Source organism: uncultured Algoriphagus sp. (assembly GCF_963974835.1).
Lineage (GTDB): Bacteria > Bacteroidota > Bacteroidia > Cytophagales > Cyclobacteriaceae > Algoriphagus.
Genome location: NZ_CAXBET010000005.1, coordinates 320,189 through 337,805, shown reverse-complemented (window position 1 = coordinate 337,805; position 17,617 = coordinate 320,189). Strand labels below are relative to the sequence as shown.

The 17,617-nt window shown below is 40.5% G+C and carries 12 protein-coding genes; 7 read left to right on the top strand and 5 right to left on the bottom strand.

All coding sequences use genetic code 11. The features are described 5' to 3' along the window. A partial coding sequence (locus AACZ73_RS12710; protein ID WP_339878327.1) for a hypothetical protein occupies positions 1-229 on the bottom strand: 229 nt, incomplete at its 3' end. A gap of 23 nt (positions 230-252) precedes the next feature. Next, positions 253-444: a helix-turn-helix transcriptional regulator gene (locus AACZ73_RS12705; protein ID WP_339878325.1), complete on the bottom strand. Its 192-nt coding sequence runs from the start codon at positions 442-444 to the stop codon at positions 253-255. Between the two features lie 95 nt (positions 445-539). Between AACZ73_RS12705 and AACZ73_RS12700 the strand changes: the two genes are divergently transcribed. Beyond that, positions 540-977, top strand: coding sequence for a helix-turn-helix transcriptional regulator (locus AACZ73_RS12700; RefSeq protein WP_339878324.1), 438 nt, complete (start codon positions 540-542; stop codon positions 975-977). 521 nt (positions 978-1,498) lie between these two features. Here the strand turns inward: AACZ73_RS12700 and AACZ73_RS12695 are convergent. The 3 genes from AACZ73_RS12695 to AACZ73_RS12685 form a co-directional block, all read right to left on the bottom strand. Beyond that, positions 1,499-3,466, bottom strand: a complete 1,968-nt coding sequence (locus AACZ73_RS12695) for a DUF262 domain-containing HNH endonuclease family protein (protein ID WP_339878322.1) — start codon at positions 3,464-3,466, stop codon at positions 1,499-1,501. Between the two features lie 286 nt (positions 3,467-3,752). Continuing rightward, positions 3,753-4,148, bottom strand: a complete 396-nt coding sequence (locus tag AACZ73_RS12690; RefSeq protein WP_339878320.1) for a DUF1801 domain-containing protein — start codon at positions 4,146-4,148, stop codon at positions 3,753-3,755. 42 nt (positions 4,149-4,190) lie between these two features. Further along, a complete protein-coding gene (locus tag AACZ73_RS12685) occupies positions 4,191-5,351 on the bottom strand; it encodes a VCBS repeat-containing protein (RefSeq protein WP_339878318.1) in 1,161 nt (386 codons plus the stop codon). Between the two features lie 233 nt (positions 5,352-5,584). Between AACZ73_RS12685 and AACZ73_RS12680 the strand changes: the two genes are divergently transcribed. From AACZ73_RS12680 to AACZ73_RS12655, 6 genes are all read left to right on the top strand, one after another. Next, complete coding sequence (locus tag AACZ73_RS12680) at positions 5,585-6,160, top strand: hypothetical protein (protein ID WP_339878316.1); 576 nt, start codon at positions 5,585-5,587, stop codon at positions 6,158-6,160. 298 nt (positions 6,161-6,458) lie between these two features. Next, positions 6,459-7,016, top strand: coding sequence for a transposase (locus tag AACZ73_RS12675; RefSeq protein WP_339878315.1), 558 nt, complete (start codon positions 6,459-6,461; stop codon positions 7,014-7,016). 919 nt (positions 7,017-7,935) lie between these two features. Further along, the gene (locus tag AACZ73_RS12670; RefSeq protein ID WP_339878313.1) at positions 7,936-10,299 is read left to right on the top strand and encodes an FtsX-like permease family protein; all 2,364 of its coding nucleotides are present in this window, start codon (positions 7,936-7,938) and stop codon (positions 10,297-10,299) included. A 345-nt stretch (positions 10,300-10,644) separates the two neighbouring features. After that, on the top strand, positions 10,645-11,859 hold the full coding sequence (locus AACZ73_RS12665; RefSeq protein WP_339878312.1) for a DUF1343 domain-containing protein: 1,215 nt from the start codon (positions 10,645-10,647) through the stop codon (positions 11,857-11,859). A gap of 508 nt (positions 11,860-12,367) precedes the next feature. Further along, positions 12,368-14,794: an ABC transporter permease gene (locus AACZ73_RS12660; protein WP_339878311.1), complete on the top strand. Its 2,427-nt coding sequence runs from the start codon at positions 12,368-12,370 to the stop codon at positions 14,792-14,794. Between the two features lie 194 nt (positions 14,795-14,988). Then, complete coding sequence (locus AACZ73_RS12655) at positions 14,989-17,400, top strand: ABC transporter permease (protein ID WP_339878310.1); 2,412 nt, start codon at positions 14,989-14,991, stop codon at positions 17,398-17,400. Positions 17,401-17,617: the final 217 nt, after the last annotated feature.

Below are 17,617 nucleotides of genomic sequence, written 5' to 3'. Positions count from 1 at the left end.
ATATGGATTGCCATTCGTGTGGCATGCACTTCCAGGATACAAGAGCCTCATTTCCTTTTCCTCTTCCTTCCTTCAGTCTGAATCCCGGAGTTCTTTTTGCCCGCTGCTTATATGCATCATAAGTGATAGCAGCGATAGAATGAGGATGTCTCTTGTCCGAATCAGCGATGAGATAGCTAAGCCTTACACCGATTTGATTTTCGTGAATTTCGTATGGTAAAATCTGCATGGTTACTAGTGGTTATTGAGTGGTTATGCTATTTCCAGTACAGCCTTTAGTTTGGGAATTATATTCACACCCTTGTAGTGGCCATTGATGGTTTCATTTAGAACTTTTCGAGAGCAGCCAATGCGTTCTGCAAGCTCCTCCTGCGTTAAGCCTGACTTGAATACCTCTATAGAGAGATATTTATTTTCAGGATACTTGGGCTCTTTGATTTCCATATTTGTTGTTTACATTTGTAACTATTAACACAAAGTATGTGAATCAAATTCACATAAGCAAGTCATAATGTGAATTATTTACACAATTTTTAAGAATGGATTTTTTACGCCTGAATATCAAACACTTAAGGACTCTTAATGGCCTTACACAGGGTCAATTGGCTCAAGTTTTAGGAGTTTCAAGGGATAATGTCGCCAGTTACGAGCGCGGAACTACGCCTCCTGTGGATGTGATACACGTTCTTGTGAATCATTTTCACATCAAGTTTAATGATCTGATGGAAAAGGATCTTTCACTTTTTGAATCAAAAAATGTTGAGGGGGTTATAATCGATACGGAGAGAAAGAATGCTAATTCTCCAAATACTTCTAATGAGGTAAAGGATTCTCAAGATCCAGCTGATATATATAAAATCAAGAATATCCAATCATTGGAAAGGGTAATAGCTGCTCAAGAGATTACCATACAGTCCCAGAAAGAGACCATTCAAGCACTTAAAGAGGTGATTGATGGGAGAAAGGTTTCCCAATAAAAAAGACCACACACACTTTTTTTAAGTAAAAACTCTCAAAAATCAATTTAAATCTCTGATTATCAACTGATTAATGTTTTTTACTACGTGTTCAAATATGGTTTTATAGGGGCTCGAACAAGCTTTAATACTGGCTTTAAACTCATTATTTTGTGAATAAAGGGAGTTGAAAAGGATTTTTTTCACGCTTTTTTGTCACCCTAAATGTCACCCTAAGTGTCACCCATACCCACACAATCACCCGATTTACCTAATTTGTAGAAGTGAATTTTGGCTTTCCTTTTTGGCGATTCCAAGCACTTTAATCGGCTTTTAAAACCGCTTTATTAGCCCTTTAAATGCCTATAATGGAAGTTTTCTAGCCGTTTTGGGCTATCTTAGGCTTTGTGATGATAGCACGATGGAAGAGGATGGAAGAGATGGACGTTTCGATTTCAGCCGTTTGAATAGCTAAAAACACTAAAAAAGCCTCTCCATTTGCTAGAGAGGCCGTTTTTCTACCGTTTTATAAAAATGCCGTTTTAGTACGGTTTGTTTTGTGCCCTATACAAGAAATCCAGTCTTAATAAATCTTCTTTGTCAATTTCCCAACCTTCAAAATCGATTTCCCATCTTTCTTCTAGAAATGAGAGCATTTTTTTACCTCTGCTTTTAATTTCAGTTGGTGTCCAATGTTCATAGCTTGAAACTTCAATCTCACTATATGCTCCATTGAAAAAACCAACTTCATTATTGTCACTATTTCGGTGCTTTTTCTTAAAGTCGAAGCATTTGTTTTGAAATTCAGAGTTTTTGGACTGACCTAGCAAAACTAAGTTACCTAAAGTGTTTAACAGTATTTTCTTTTCCTTTTTCGAGTGTTTGTTGAAAACAGAAGTCCAACAATCGTCTTTTGGTGTTTGAGGATAGATATGCTCAATTGTATCTTCTTTTTTTCGTTTGTTAAAGTCTGACCAACTCACTTTTTGATTTCCATTGGCTTTTTGTTGAAGAAATAGTTCATATTCAAAAAGGAAATACCTTAAACCGTTCCAAGTATAAAAGCCATCTCCTTTGTTATATTGGTCTTTTACATAATTATCAAATTTTGCAAGGTCAAACCAACCATAATAAACATAATCGTCTCCTTTTCCTGATTCTCCTTGTGTCATCCAATCAATATTCATAATAGCGGATTGAATAGTTGTTGAGTCCTTATTGAAATAATAAGCGTTTGCAAGTCTATAAAAATGACTGTTTTTTGTGTTTGATGGTCGTTGTGAAAGTCTGAAAACAAGGAAAATAAATCGCTCCGCTGACTTTAAAAGTGGTAAGAAATCAGTTTCATCACATTTAGTCATAGCAGCCATAAGTAAAGGTGGAAATGCACTCATTCCTAAGCGATTGAGTTTCTGTATCCATTCTTTTGTTTCATCTAGATATTCAGAGAATTGTGGGTTAAATAAATAAAACCAAGATTTAACGCACTTTGAAAGACTATCTGTATAATCTTTAATATCAGAAATAAGAATGTTTCCTTTAATTGCATTTTTTGCAGTAAATTTTTCATTTAATAAAAATTTAGCGTAAGAAGCAGATTCTTTTCTATCGTACTTGAAGTAAACTATCCAATGATTACGTAAGAACTCGTCATCATCCATAGCGAGATATTTGTTCTTGCCTAAATACTCATAAATTGTTTTCCAAGTTTCGTTTATGTCCTTTCTTATCCGGGCTCTAGTTTGATTGTTAACATCCAAAAGAGTTGACAGGTAAATTAATCTGTTTTTTAGGAGTTCTAAATTTGATAATGGTTTCCCCCTGTTATTCATTGTCTCAAAGGTTACATAAACATCTAATTCATCATCTATTTCATAGAAATTGAATTTAAACTTAGCGGTAACTTTCTTGAATAAATCTTCAAGTTCTAGTTTTTGGAGTTTTTCTATTTTTTTTTGAAAAAAAAATTTTGCCGTTTTTAGATTGGAAGTATATAATGTTTGTTCTGGAACTTTATCGGCAGTTGAGGAATGTTGTTCTAAAATTTTGGTTTTAAAATACTCATCACTTGGATTGTCGCGCTCATAACCAAATATGTAAGATTTATAATTTTCTCCATATGCTTGAAATAGAAACTTGTTTACCCAATATGCCTTTTCCTTAAAGTTTATTCCTTCGCTATCAGTAAATTGGTTTAGGATTTCATTGATTAGGATAATTGAGGTTGTAAGTCTTTGTTGACCATCAATTAGATAATACGCTCCAAGTTCTCTTTCAAAAAGCCATAAGTCGTCTTGCCATTTTTCTATGTTCACAACACTTGATTTTGAAATTGGCTCAACAGTTAAAAGCCCTGTATAATGAATTTTGTCTCCTTTTAGATTTATTAGGTCTTCCCAAAAGTCTTCGAGTTGGTTTGTTTGCCAAGAATAACCCCTTTGAAAATCAGGTATTCTGAAAAATTTCTCGTTAAATATCTCCGTTAACGATTGAAGTTTATTGTCTGCCATTTATGTTGTTTATTAATGAATACCATCTTGAATTTTTAAATTTATCTTATCACTAGTATATTTGGTAGGCTAATTTCAGGATGATTAATTTTTATCCCTCAAAAAATTTCCGTTGTATTCTTCTATAAAGCTGCTGAAAATACTTCTATAATTTTAGGTTTGCAAGGCCAGTTTGAAAAGTCAGAAAGCTGAAAAGAAAATTCTGAAATATGAAGTCAATAATCTAAAAGCAGAGGAGGTATAGAATTTTTAGTTAAGCTCTATCCCCTTTTTTATTAAATTCATATTAGGTGTTCGCTCCATCAATCCATTCATTTATAATCATTGTTAATTCAGCTTTTCCATTTTCTATGTCTGTCAAACTTTTGAAAGTTGCGACAGCTCGGTCATTCTCTTTCCAGACTAGCAGTTTACTTTCATTGGCTATTAATCTAGCGCTTGGTTGTACTTGCTTTTTTGCACCTCTATGAAAAATTAATTGTGCTTGTTTCTTAGGTGGCTGAATCCTCATGGTGATTCTGTCTTCGTTGTCGAAACAGTAGTTAGGTCCGTTCCATTTAATATTTTCAGTCAAGCCCGAATTTGCAGATAAAATGCAATCCCGTAACTGGTCAATTTCGATTTTGAACGGATGGTTTTGCTCCTCCAGAAATTGGCTTACTTCTTCGCTTTTATTTAGCATTTGCTTAGTTGTTGAGGGATGTCTATGGTTTGCAGCCAAGTTTTATCTTCGATTCCAATAAATCTTCAAATTATTCGTAGCTCGGCCTGAAGCGATAATATCCAATTTTCCATCACCGTTAAGATCAGCAGCAGTTAGGCTCTCGGTTGCCATTCCGTTTTGATCAATCCAATGGGATTTAAATTCGGTATAGTTCTCGTTTACAGGTTCGTATAGTTTGATGCCTATATCTCCCGCTTCATTTGGCATGCGCCATGCAGCCACGATTTGGATAGTGCCATTTCCCAGAAAATCCCCTGTGACAAGTCCATGTCCTTCCTTCAAGCTTTTGTCCAAGACGATCCGCTGCGGCTCAGTTGATTCCTGGGTTGCTGTGTATGCTGTCACTTGATTGCCATGCATGGGTTCTATGCCAGCCAGCAGCATACCGCCTCCGGGTACAGCTGCAAGAGACAGTTCACCATAAGATTCATGTCCGGGAGGTGACTCGGTTGTAGGTCCGGCAAACCACTTGTCATCCTTAAATGAAAAGCTTTTTACTCCTTCTTTGCCACCAATAAAAATCGTCTCTCCTTCACCCACGCCTATTTCTGGGGTGATCATATTATGCGTCAGATGCATGGATTCATCGATCAAGGTTATTTTCCATGGATCTTTTGGATTGGCGGGTTTTTCATAGGCTAATACCTTTACTCCCGCACCTTCACCTGCTTTATTTCCCCGCCCGTGAAGGGGAAGCACGATAAGTTGATAGGCCGCACTCCCTGTTTTCACCCAATACATGCGATGCACTGTTGGCTCATGTGGAAGTTGCACTGGGGTCCAAAGTTGAGTAGGATCGTCTGGCCGGATCAGGTAATGTACAGAACCTGACTGGGCTTCATCGCTTGTTTCACCTGGATTCCATTGCGCTCCGACGGCTATCTCCACCATTCCATCCCCATCGATATCCCGCGCCGCTATGCAGACATTATCCCGCTCGGTCAGGTTTTCTGCCAGTACAAAGCGCTTCCAATCACCGTTACGGTACCACACAAATTGTTTTTTATCTGCCAAAATCAAATCCGGCTTTCCGTCTCCATCCACATCACCTACGACGATTCCATATCCTATGGAGACATTGTCGTCAATAAGTTGGGGTTCAAAGTTTGGGCTGCCTTGGGAAAATAAAAGTGCAAGCCATGGGAGAATAAGGAAGTTCATAGTTCAAAAATTTTGCTGTCTTCTAAAGTTATAAAAATTGAGTTGAATTTATTCGGTATGGAAATGTCATTGCTTCACCTCGGTCTGTGTCTCACAGACCGAAACAAAATAAACTTAAAAGTGGTCTGTGGGACACAGACCACGGGGACAAAAAAATGGCTTTTGGGACACAGGAGAAGTGTAAATGGAGGGTTTATCCGCAACTTTGCCTAGGTCAGTTCTGTTTAACTACCATGCATACGCTTGAGCCTTATTTTAACTGGAGACATCTTTACATCGCTTCGGAGGATCCTCAATCTCCATTTTTTGAATATCAGAACAGTGAAGTTCACTTTACGGATCAGATCTATAATTTTCTGATTCACCCGCAGTGGGATAGCATGGAATCTGAGACGCTTTTTCTGAAAGTTCTCTATGCAGACTATCACCTGGGTTTTGCTGTGATTGAATTTATCGGTGAGTGGAATGACCTGCTGAACAATGATATTATGACCTTAAAGCGGAATATCATCGAATTGATGATCGCAGAGGGCATCAATAAATACATACTGATTTGTGAGAATGTGCTCAACTTCCACGGTGATCTGGAGGCTGATGATTACTACGAAGAATGGCAGGATGAATTGGAAGACGGCTGGATCGTCATGCTAAACTTGCAGGATCATGTTCTGTCTGAAATGAGTAGGTTTGGTGTAGACCGGTACTTGGTCATGGGAGGGAAGCTAAACGATGTGAGTTGGCGTACCCGCCACCCCAAGCAACTTTTTGAAGCAATTGATAATGTGGTGATCAGGAGATTAGGTGGTTAGGATTTTAAATACCTCGGTCTGTGTCTCACAGACCGGAAGGAAAGTTTTTAAGTGGGCTGTGGGATAGACCATGGTCATAAACGGTCATGGTAGAGGACATAGACAATGGGATAATAATAGTGGTCTGTGAGACACAGACCACGGGGTAATTAGGCACAGACCACTGAGACAGGGTAATAACAATGGTCTGTGGGTTACAGATCATTGTTAAGAAGGACCATTTTTTTTAATCAATGTCACGAGATTAGATTAATTTTAGGATAGAGCGTATACACTTTATTTTTTTAACAATAAGACAGTGGAACATCAAGACAGCAAATACCGCAACTCCCGGATGGAATTTGATTCTGTATATTTTTGGACAGATACTATCAAGGACTGGAAATGTATTTTAAAAGATAATTACTTCAAAGAGATTATAATCTCATCGTGGCGAGAATTGGTTTCAAGAGGTATGGTGGTAGTTTATGGGTTTGTGATCATGCCCAATCACCTTCATGTGATTTGGGAAATGAAGGAGCCAAATGGTAAAGAAATGCCTAATGCTAGTTTCAATAAATACACAAGCCATATGATTATCAATCATTTAAATTCAGTTAGCCCAAATAGATTATCTGAATTTAAAATTGATGACAATGATCGCCTATTTAGAATTTGGCAGCGAGACCCACTGGCAATTTTGATGGACTCTAAAGAGAAATTGGAACAAAAGCTAACTTATCTCCACAATAACCCACTACAAGCACATTGGAATCTTGCTGATAGCCCTGAAAACTATAGATGGTCTTCAGCTATGTTTTATGAGAAAGGGGCTGATGATTTCGGCTTTATAACTCATTATATGGATAGGTTTTAGGTTTCAATGGTCTGTGGGAGATATATCACGATGCGAAATTCCTTCGCTGTCACCTCGGCCTGTGTCTCACAGGACGAAACGAAATGAATTAAACTGAAAGTGGTCCTCCACCCACCTCGGTCTGTTTCTCAAAGACCGAAATACAAAGTGGTCTGTGAGACACAGACCACGGTTGTGAGACACAGACCACGGTTGTGAGACACAGATCACGGTTGTGAGACACAGACCACGGTTGTGAGATACAGACCATGGCTGGGGAAGCTAAACGATGTGAGCTGGCGAACCCGTCACCCCGAGCAACTTTTTGAAGCAATTGATAAAGTGGTGATCAGAAGGTTGGGTGGTTGAACCTACTTTATAGACTATGCTTCTGTTTATTCACTTCAGTACTTTAAGCAAGGTATAAGGGGTATTTTCCGATTTTGCTGAATATACTTTTTGCATAGGTCGTTACGGAAGAGAATGGGACTTTAAATGTTTTTTTAAGAGGATTTTGACCATCTGGCAAAGTAGTATCATCCAGAACTGAAGATGCTGAAAGGTCATTAGGTCCGCAGTATGCTTGTTTTAATTTGTGACGATAAAATCTCGCGTCGATCTAAGGAGCGGTAGATTTATAAGCACGACCGAATCAATAAAACCCTAGTTTCCGATTCATTTTTTTCGTCCGAAACCGAGCGAAAGTCATCAAAGTCGGACAAAGGAAAAAATTGTAAATCCTTTTCTACATCGACCCAAAGGCATTTTCGCCTCATTGGCACTGGCTGTGCAACTGTTTGGGGGCAAGATGCATCTTTAAAGTGTATCAGGTGATAAGTATGAAGTACAAAGTATCTGGTAGAAAGTACCAGGTATGAAGTACCAAGTATGAAAATTATTATTCCACAGGTGACTCTATTCACACTCCCAACTGCCAACCATGATCAAAAACTACTTTAAAATCGCATTGAGAGGTTTTGCAAAGCATAAACTCACCTTTTTTATCAATCTTTTTGGGCTATCACTGGGTCTTTGGGCAGCGATTCTTATTGGCCTTTGGGTGACTTCTGAGATGAACGTAAATAAGGAGTTACCCGAGGTGGAGCGGGTCTATCAGATGATGGAGCATCAATCCTATGGAGCTGATATTTTTACCACGGCTTCCACGCCCGGTGTGCTGGCGGAAAGTATGAAGGAAACACTGGCTGATGTGGAATATGCTGCCACCTATACCTGGTTGCAGAATTTACTGTTTGTTCAAGGTGATAATCGGATCAAGTTGGAAGGCCTCTATGCCATGCCTGATTTCCTTAAAGTGTATGACTATGGAGTAGTAGAGGGAGATCTGAATTCCATGCTCACAGCCGACAACCATGTGGTCTTGACTGAGAGTGGGGCTATTTCGCTTTTTGGCAGAACGGATGTAGTGGGCGAGGATGTAGAGATAAAAGGAGGAACAGATTCGGAAAACTTTATAGTTCAGGGTGTGATCAAGGACTTCCCAAACAGTTCATCCTTGCAGTTTGATTTTGTGCTTCCCTATTCCATCTTTTTTGAGGAAAATGACTGGCTGGAAGAATGGGGAAATAACGGTCCCCAAACCGTCGTACGACTGCGTGATGGCGTAGATGGCGACAAGTTTTCTGCCAGCATGGAGAACTATATCAAGGATAGGAATGAAGAATCCAATGTGCGGTTGTTCGCTTATCCTTATGCTGACTACTACCTGCATGGTAGCTGGAAAGACGGTCAGAAAGTAGAAGGAAGAATCAAAAACGTGAAGTTGTTTGCGATGATAGGCATCTTTGTGCTGCTTATTGCCTGCATCAATTTTATGAATCTCAGCACAGCAAAATCCCAAAAGAGAGCCAAGGAAGTGGGGGTGAGGAAAGTGGCCGGAGCGGACAAGGGTTCCTTGGTTATGCAGTTTATGAGCGAGTCCTTATTGATCACATTTTTCTCGGCGATTTTTGCAGTGCTTTTGGTAGAGGCCAGCTTACCCATATTCAATAACCTCACTGGAAAATTGATGACCGTACCTTACGGCTCAGGTTTTTTCTGGCTGGAACTGGTCGGTATCATCCTTTGTACCGGGGTAGTTGCGGGAAGTTATCCTGCGTTTTACCTCTCCGCTACTAAGGTCGTATCCGTATTCAGATCATTTACCAAAGCCGGAAGAGGCGTGGTGATGGCCAGAAAGGGACTGGTGCTATTCCAGTTTATATTGGCTACTATCCTGATTGTTTCCACGCTGGTGGTGTACCAGCAGATCAATTTTGCGATGAACCAGGATTTGGGCTACGCCAAAGATCAGCTGATTCAGATTCCTCTGGAAGGAGAGCTGTTGGAGAGTTTTGATGTATTTAAGGCCGAACTGGAAAAGAATGAAAATATCGAATCTGTGAGCAGATCTTCCTTTGGATTTCTGGGAAGAAACTCAAATACCGGTGGCGTATCCTGGGAAGGAAAAGACCCTGAAAACGCAGCACTATTTGAAATCATCCGGGTGGATTATGAATTTCTAAAGACGGCAGGTTTTGAGTTGACAAAAGGACGGGATTTCGATAGAGTCAATGGTGCAGATTCTACTTCCGGCGCTATCCTAAATCAAACTGCTTATGAGCTGATGCAAAAAGACCACGAAGGATCTGAGTTTTTCAGACTTTGGGAAGATGAGCGGGCTATTACCGGAGTGGTCAAAGATTTTCATTTTGAGAGTTTCCGCCAGAACGTAGCCCCAGCCATTTTTCTGCTGGACCCGAAGAACACCTGGCAGGGCTATGTGAAAGTGAATACTTCAGATATTCAGGAGACGGTTGCCTTTATAGAAAATCTGGGGAAAAACATGAATCCTGAGTTCCCATTTGAATACAGCTTTATGGATGAGAATTATGCGAGGCTCTATCGGGAAGATGTGAGATTCCGGGATTTGGCGCAGTACTTCAGTATTCTGACGATCATTATTTCCTGCTTAGGTCTGTTGGGTTTATCCGCACATATCGCCGAGCAGAAAACCAAGGAAATCGGAATTAGGAAAGTGTTGGGAGCTTCCACTTTGTCTATTCTTCAGGTGATCAACAGGGAGTTTATCCTAATCGTATTCTTATCCATTCTCATAGGTTCCGGGTTGGCATTCTGGGTAATGCAGGACTGGTTGAATGGTTACCAATATAAGATCAGCTTTGAATGGTGGTTTATTCCCCTTGCCGCTATCACGATCATGGGAGTAGCGTTGATGACGGTAACTTTACAATCCTTGAAAGCCGCCAATTCCAATCCGGTGAAGGCGATAAAGAGTGAGTAGGGAATTGGTTTTGGGATTTTTGATACAGCTCTATATGATTATCCGCAATGATGGTAGTCACCTTAGATTCTTTGCTTATCAGGTTGGAAGGCCGATGACCGAAGACTCCCGCAGTGGCGGGACAGGCAGAAGTGGCCTCAATTCTTAAGTTTAGCATATCTTATTGCTTTTGACACCTTACTGGTAGAAAAGCGGATATACATATAGCTTTAAAATGTGATGTGCTGGGGCGAAAAATGTTTCGACCCTAAAAAGGAATGGTTACGACAGACTCAAATAATACGAATTGCATCCTTCCTCGCGATGACGTATTTTTAAAAATCCTGAAATAAACTTAACCAACTCATGAAATTCCTTTCACTTTTTGCCCTGAGCATAGCTTTTTGTTTTTGTACCACAAAGCTTCCTGCCAACCAGCCTGAAGCGCCCCTTCAAGAAATCGAAACAGGCGCGGAGCAAACTGAATTGTACCTGCCGCTTTTAAAAGGCAAACGTGTGGCTGTACTGGCCAACCAAACCTCAATTATCGGCAAAACCCATTTGGTGGATAGTCTGCAAACCTTGGGAGTTAACATCGTGAAAGTTTTTGGCCCGGAGCATGGATTCAGAGGTAATGCCAGTGCTGGCGCAAAAGTGAGCGATGAAAAAGACGAAAAAACGGGAATTCCAATCATCTCACTTTATGGTAGAAAAAATAAGCCAAGCAAGGAGGATTTGGCAGATGTGGATATACTGATCTATGATCTGCAGGATGTGGGAGTTCGATTTTATACCAATATCAATGCCTTGGCCCGTCTGATGGAGGCTTGTGAAGAGAATGGCAAACGCCTAATTATCCTGGACAGGCCAAATCCAAACGGGTATTTGATCGATGGTCCGGTGCTGGATATGAAGTATAAATCAGGGATCGGGATGTTTCCTATTCCCATGGCTCACGGCCTTACAGTAGGGGAGTTTGCGATGATGGCAAATGGGGAAGGTTGGCTGGCAAACAAGGTAAAAGCTGATATAGAAGTGATTCCTGTTGCAAATTATGCACATGATATGCCTTACGTTTTACCGGTTTCTCCTTCACCAAACTTGAATACTCCTCAGTCTGTCTTGCTTTATCCTAGTCTTTGCATGTTTGAGGGGACTTATATCAATCTTGGTCGCGGTACTTATTTTCCTTTTACAGTTTTGGGAAGTCCTGCTTACCAAGGAATCTACGAGTTCAGTTTCACCCCAACAGGCATCAAAGGAATGGCAGAAACGCCACTTTTTATGGATCAGGTTTGCTATGGAATTGACCTTCGGGAATACGATACAGAAAAATTAAGAGCTAGTGGGCAAATCAATTTTGAATGGATCCGTGAACTTTATAAAGCTAGCCCAGAGAAGGAAAAGTTTTTTGATTCGAAGCTCAGCAACCAGATGAATACCATCGAAATGCAGATAGGTAGGGGAGATTTCAGACAGCAAATCATTGATGGTGTTCCTATGGAAGAGATTAGAGCAGGTTGGGAACCAGGGCTTACTGCCTATAAGGAAATGCGAGAAAAGTATTTGCTTTATCCTTGAGGTTAATCTCCATAAAAACCTTTGTCTTTTTGCCCTCGGTCTGCGTCTCGCAGACCGAAATGAAATAAATTAAAGTGGTTTGTGGGACACAGACCATGGATTGTCCAAAAATTGTATTCGACCGATTGCGGACAAAAACGTTCGGTGAATATCTTGAGATTTTTTATTTTTTGGCTTTAATGTGCTGATTTAAGGGTTTTTGACTGGCACAGAAGTGGAAATAGTAGTTCCGTCATTGTGAACGACTTATGGGGAGGGCAATCTTATCGCCTCGGTAAATGTTTTCAGATATTGAATATGTGGTTTGTGGAGACACAAACCACGGCGGGAGACTGAACTTGTGGTTTGTGAAGATACAAACCAAGGCGGGAGACTGAACTTGTGGTTTGTGAAGATACAAACCAAGGCGGACTATTTCACTCACAGTGGCGAGAAGCGAATGATGAATATTGAATTTTAGAATGCGAGGAAGCTTCACATTATTTCAACTAAGAAACATTACAGCGTTATGTGGAAAAACTATCTTAAAATCGGCTGGAGAGTACTGAAGAAAAACAGGCTTTACACCATACTCAATGTACTCGGACTGACTATGGGTATTTCCGGGTTTCTGATGATCATGCTTTTCATTCAGGATGAGATTAGTTACGATCGCTTCTATCCTGATTCCGAGTCAGTTTTTAGAATCACCTCCCACTGGGGAGATTACAGTACTTCCAGTTATGCCACTGCGCCCCCATCACTTGGACCAAGGATACAGTCGGATATTCCAGAAGTTGAGGCGGTCACCAGATTGCTGAAATGGAATGATTTCACCATACAGCCTGGCTCCGGACAAAATAAGGATCAAGTATTCCGGGAAGAAAGTATCTTTTATGTAGAGCCAAATTTCTTTAAGGTTTTTGACCTGAATATGCTGGCTGGAAATAAGGAAACGGCACTTTCGGATTCCAAAAACGTGGTGATTACCGCGAGTTTGGGGCATAAATACTTCGGTGATCTCTCCCCAAATGAGATGGTTGGCAAGACTGTGATGATAGGAAGCAACGATCCCAATCCGAGGCAAATCGCAGGGGTGGTCGAAGATCTGCCTTCCCAGACGCATTTTCAGTTTGACATGCTAGTGTATGAGCCTTGGATGAATGCGGAGATTTTTGATATGGAGAGCTGGTCATGGCCTATTCTTTATACCTATGCGAAGTTTCCATCGGTTAAGCAGGATGTAGTCGCAGCAAAGCTGGAGAAGATCGTAGCCGATTATGCCATTCCCATGCTGGAGGCTGGCGATGAGAATTCGGATTACAATCTGAAAGTTATGCCCGTACAGGATATTCATCTCAACTCCCATTTACTTCGGGAGCATGAGGCAAATGGATACCAGAGCTACATTTACATTTTCTCTTTTGTAGCTGCATTTGTGCTGCTTTTGGCCTGTATCAATTTTATGAACTTGGCTACTGCCAAAGCTGGACTAAGATCTATGGAATTGGGTGTGAGAAAGGTGATGGGTTCACAGAAATCCCAATTGATATACCAATTCCTCACTGAAGCTTGGATTCTTGTGCTGATTAGTGTGGTCATTTCCCTAGTGGCGGTGACACTGTGTAATGGTGTTTTCAATCAACTTACCGGCAAAGAACTTCAATTTGAGCTTTGGAAGAACCCGATGATCCTATGGATGATACCATCTCTGGTGATTATCCTCACGCTTCTTTCTGGCTTTTATCCTGCATTTTATCTTTCCTCTTTTAAGCCACTTCAGATTATTAAGCGGCAATTGTCTTTTGGGAAAAACAGCAACAGTCTACGACATGGGCTGGTAGTATTTCAGTTTGCTACTTCACTTACCCTGATCATTTGCACACTGTTGGTGCAGCGGCAGATGAGTTTTATCCAAAATTCTGATCCGGGTTTTGAGCGTGATCAGCTGGTCATTATTCATAACGACGGAGAGATCCAGAACAACCAGAGGGAGGATTTCAAAGGGCAATTTACCTCAAGCACCAATGTGCAAACACTGAGTTTCTCCACAGGAATTCCCATGTCAGGTCAGTTTCAGATGCGTTCATTTTCGCTTCCAACCAGTGATCAGGAGCAGGGTATGAATTGGTACGAAGCTGATGCTTCCTATCTGGATACCTATCAGTTTAAGCTGATCGAGGGGAGGAATTTTGCAGAGACTGAGGGAGCTGATATTAACAAAATCATCATCAATCAGACGGCAGCCAGACAACTCGGGATTTTGGATGATCCTATCGGGCAGTTGGTCGTCAAAAATGCTGGAGCCAATGACGAGGCTACACAGGAGGTAATCGGCTTGGTGGAGGACTTCAATTTCGAATCTTTTCGGAATGAAATCAAACCTCTGGTGATTGAATACATGCACGATTATTTCCTGCGGGATTACATTTCGGTGAAAGTCCAAGGTGGAAATATCACTGCCGGAATCGCGGAATTGGAAACTGCCTGGAAGAAGTATGAGCCAAGAGTTCCCATGAATTACAGTTTCCTGGGTGAGGATTTCAACAGGGTTTATAGATCCGAATTGAAGATGGCGAATCTACTTCAGGTATTGACGGGCATTTCTATTTTGATAGCCTGTCTAGGACTGTTTGGATTGACTGCCTATACTACGGAGCGGCGATTTAAAGAGATAGGAATACGCAAAGTCTTTGGAGCGACTTTGTCCGAAATATTCCTGATGCTTTCTCTCTCTTACCTCAAATTAATCCTGATTTCCATGCTGATTGCGGTGCCGCTGGCCACGGTGTTTATGAATAAGTGGCTGGAAGAATTTGCCTATAAAACAGGAATAGAGATTTGGGTGATTGGAGTGGCTATACTGGCATGCTTTGGACTTGCTTTAGTGACGATCTACTTCCAAACCTATAAGAGTATCCGTGCGAATCCGGTGAAATCGCTGAAAAGCGAGTAGTCAGTTTACAGTGATCAGTAGCAATAATGAGTTGAGAGTCAGGAATCAAGAACCAAGAATTCGGATTATCAGATTGCTTCAGGGCAAGAATTCTGATGTGACACTAAGGATCGGGATGCTTTTCTCAATGAAGAATAGATGGAGGAAGAGAATATTTCAATCTTCAAATATTTCAATTTTTAAATCAGTAAAAAATGATAAAAACCTACATCAAACTAGCATTTAGAAACTTATTGAGAAATAGGACTTCGACCGTGATTCATATTGCTGGATTGAGTGTGGGGATTGTCTCTACTTTGATGATTTTGTTCTATGTGGATTTTGAACAGAGCTACGAGAACATGCATGCCAAGGCAAAGAACATTTATAGGATCACACTCGATATTTATAATGGAAATGAGTTTGTGCTGAATGACTCGCAAACCTACCAATTGATAGGTCAGGAACTGAAGGAGCAGATGCCTGAAATTCTGGATTACGTGCGTATGTATCCTATGGAGCCAATCGAGGTAAAAGCTATTTCAACTGATGTGAAAAGCTATGAGTCTAAGGGTTATCTGGTAGATGAATCCATTCTGGATATTTTCACTTTTGATCTGATTGAAGATAAAGGGATATCCAAGTTTTCGGAGCCTTTCAAAGTGATTGTTTCAAAGTCGTTAGCGGAAAAATATTTTGGAAAGACAGATGTGGTAGGAGAGATGCTAAGCTTTCCATATAGTACAACTCCCTTGGAAGTTGTGGCTGTAATGCAAGATTCTCCGCAGAATACCCATATCAAATATGATTTACTGATTTCGCATTCTACTTTGCCTATCACCCAAAGTTGGTATGATAAAAACCTCTGGAATGCCAATAACGAGTACACTTTCCTCCTGATGAGTGATGGAGTTAATCTCGCAGATTTCAATAAGAAATTGGCGAAATACTCTGAAGACAATGTGCAAATGGAAGATAGAATAGTGCTCGCTGAGCCTATGGAAGATATTCATTTGTATTCCAATAAAACCTATGAGCCTGAAGTGAACGGTAGTGCCCAGACGGTTAACTTCATGTTCGTGATTGGCATTCTCATCTTGGTTCTGGCCTGGATTAATTACATCAACTTATCCACTGCCAAAGCCATGGATCGTGCTAAGGAAGTTGGGATTAGAAAGACGATTGGTTCTTCTAAAAGTCAGTTGGTTTTCCAGTTTTTCACTGAAGCATTTCTTACGAATTTGCTAGCTGGAGTGACTGCATTATTGATTTTTATAATGCTACTGCCATATTTTAAGGAGTTTACCAAGCTGGATCTGAGTATTGCTCATTTCGGAGAGCTACGATTGATGCTCTTGCTTTTGGGAGTCATCATTTTCGGAACTCTATTCTCAGGTTTTTATCCTGCTTTGGTATTATCCGGTTTCAATCCAATATCAGTTCTAAAAGGCAAATTCAGCAATACGACCAAGGGAGTTGCACTTCGCAAAGGATTGGTTTATGTACAGTTTATTGCTTCTGTAGTTTTGCTTTGCGTCACCATGGCGGTTTACAAACAAATGGATTTTTTGAATTCCCAGGATTTAGGAGTGAAAATTGACAATTCCCTGGTGATCAGAACTCCTCAGGGGATTGAATCTGACTCTCTTAAACTTAGTTTGATGAACGCTTTTGAATCAGAAGCTTTACAGAATTCCTGGGTAAAAGAAATAACCAATGCTGGCTCGGTGCCTGGCTCAGAAACAAAGGATATGAGTTCATCTTCCAGAGTCAAAAAATTAGGAGCTGGTGAAAGTGACGCGAACTATACCTACTATCATTATTCCGTCAAGGAGAACTATCCCGAAGTGATGGGATTAGAGCTATTGGCAGGGAAATCATTTGAAGCAGAAACGCCTTTTGAAAGTGTTTTGATCAGTGAAAAGGCCATGGAAAATATAGGTTTTTCAACTCCTGAAGAAGCAATAGGCCAGAAAATTACTTTCTATAGAGGTGAGACCCCTTCTGAAATTCTTGGAGTTTTTAAAAATTTTCATCAACGGTCTCCTAAGGAAGCATATATGCCATTGATTTTATATCGAGGCAATAATCCAGACAATATCATTGTCAAACTGAATACTGCCGATTCAAAAATGGCTGTGGCTGGTTTGGAACAAATTTGGAATAAGGTGTATCCAGAGTCCAGCTATGATTATTACTTTCTGAATGATACCTATAACGCACAGTATCAGCAGGAACAGCAGTTTGCAAAAACAGTCTTACTCTTCACATTATTGTCTATCCTGATTGCAGGATTGGGCCTGTTTGGTTTATCTGCATTTATGGTTCAGCTGCGCACCAAAGAGATTGGAGTTCGCACAGTTTTAGGCGCTTCCAAGCTTTCGCTAGTATGGATTCTTTCCAAGGGATTTATGGGAATAGTTGCACTATCAGGATTGATCGCAATTCCGATTTCGTACTATTTTATACAGTCATGGCTGGGAAATTATGCTTCACAGTTTGATATCAACTGGCAGCTCTTTGCAATTCCGCTGCTGTTTATAATCATGGTAGCAATGCTGACAGTAGGCGCTCAGACGCTGAAGTCTGCTTATGCAAATCCGGTGGATAGTTTGAAAAGTGAATAACCAGTTTGCGGTGTTCGGATTACAGTGATCAGCCGCTTTAGTGAAGTGAAAATTAAAAATTTAGAACCAAGAAATTGGGTAATTAGATTTTGCTCTCGGAAGCTTTTGGTACAAAATTATAAAGCAAATTGAGTTGAGGAGATGAAATACTTGTCAGTCCGAGCGAAGTCGAGGACAAAGATTTCACCTGAAGTTAAAAGGGTTTCGATTTCGCTCA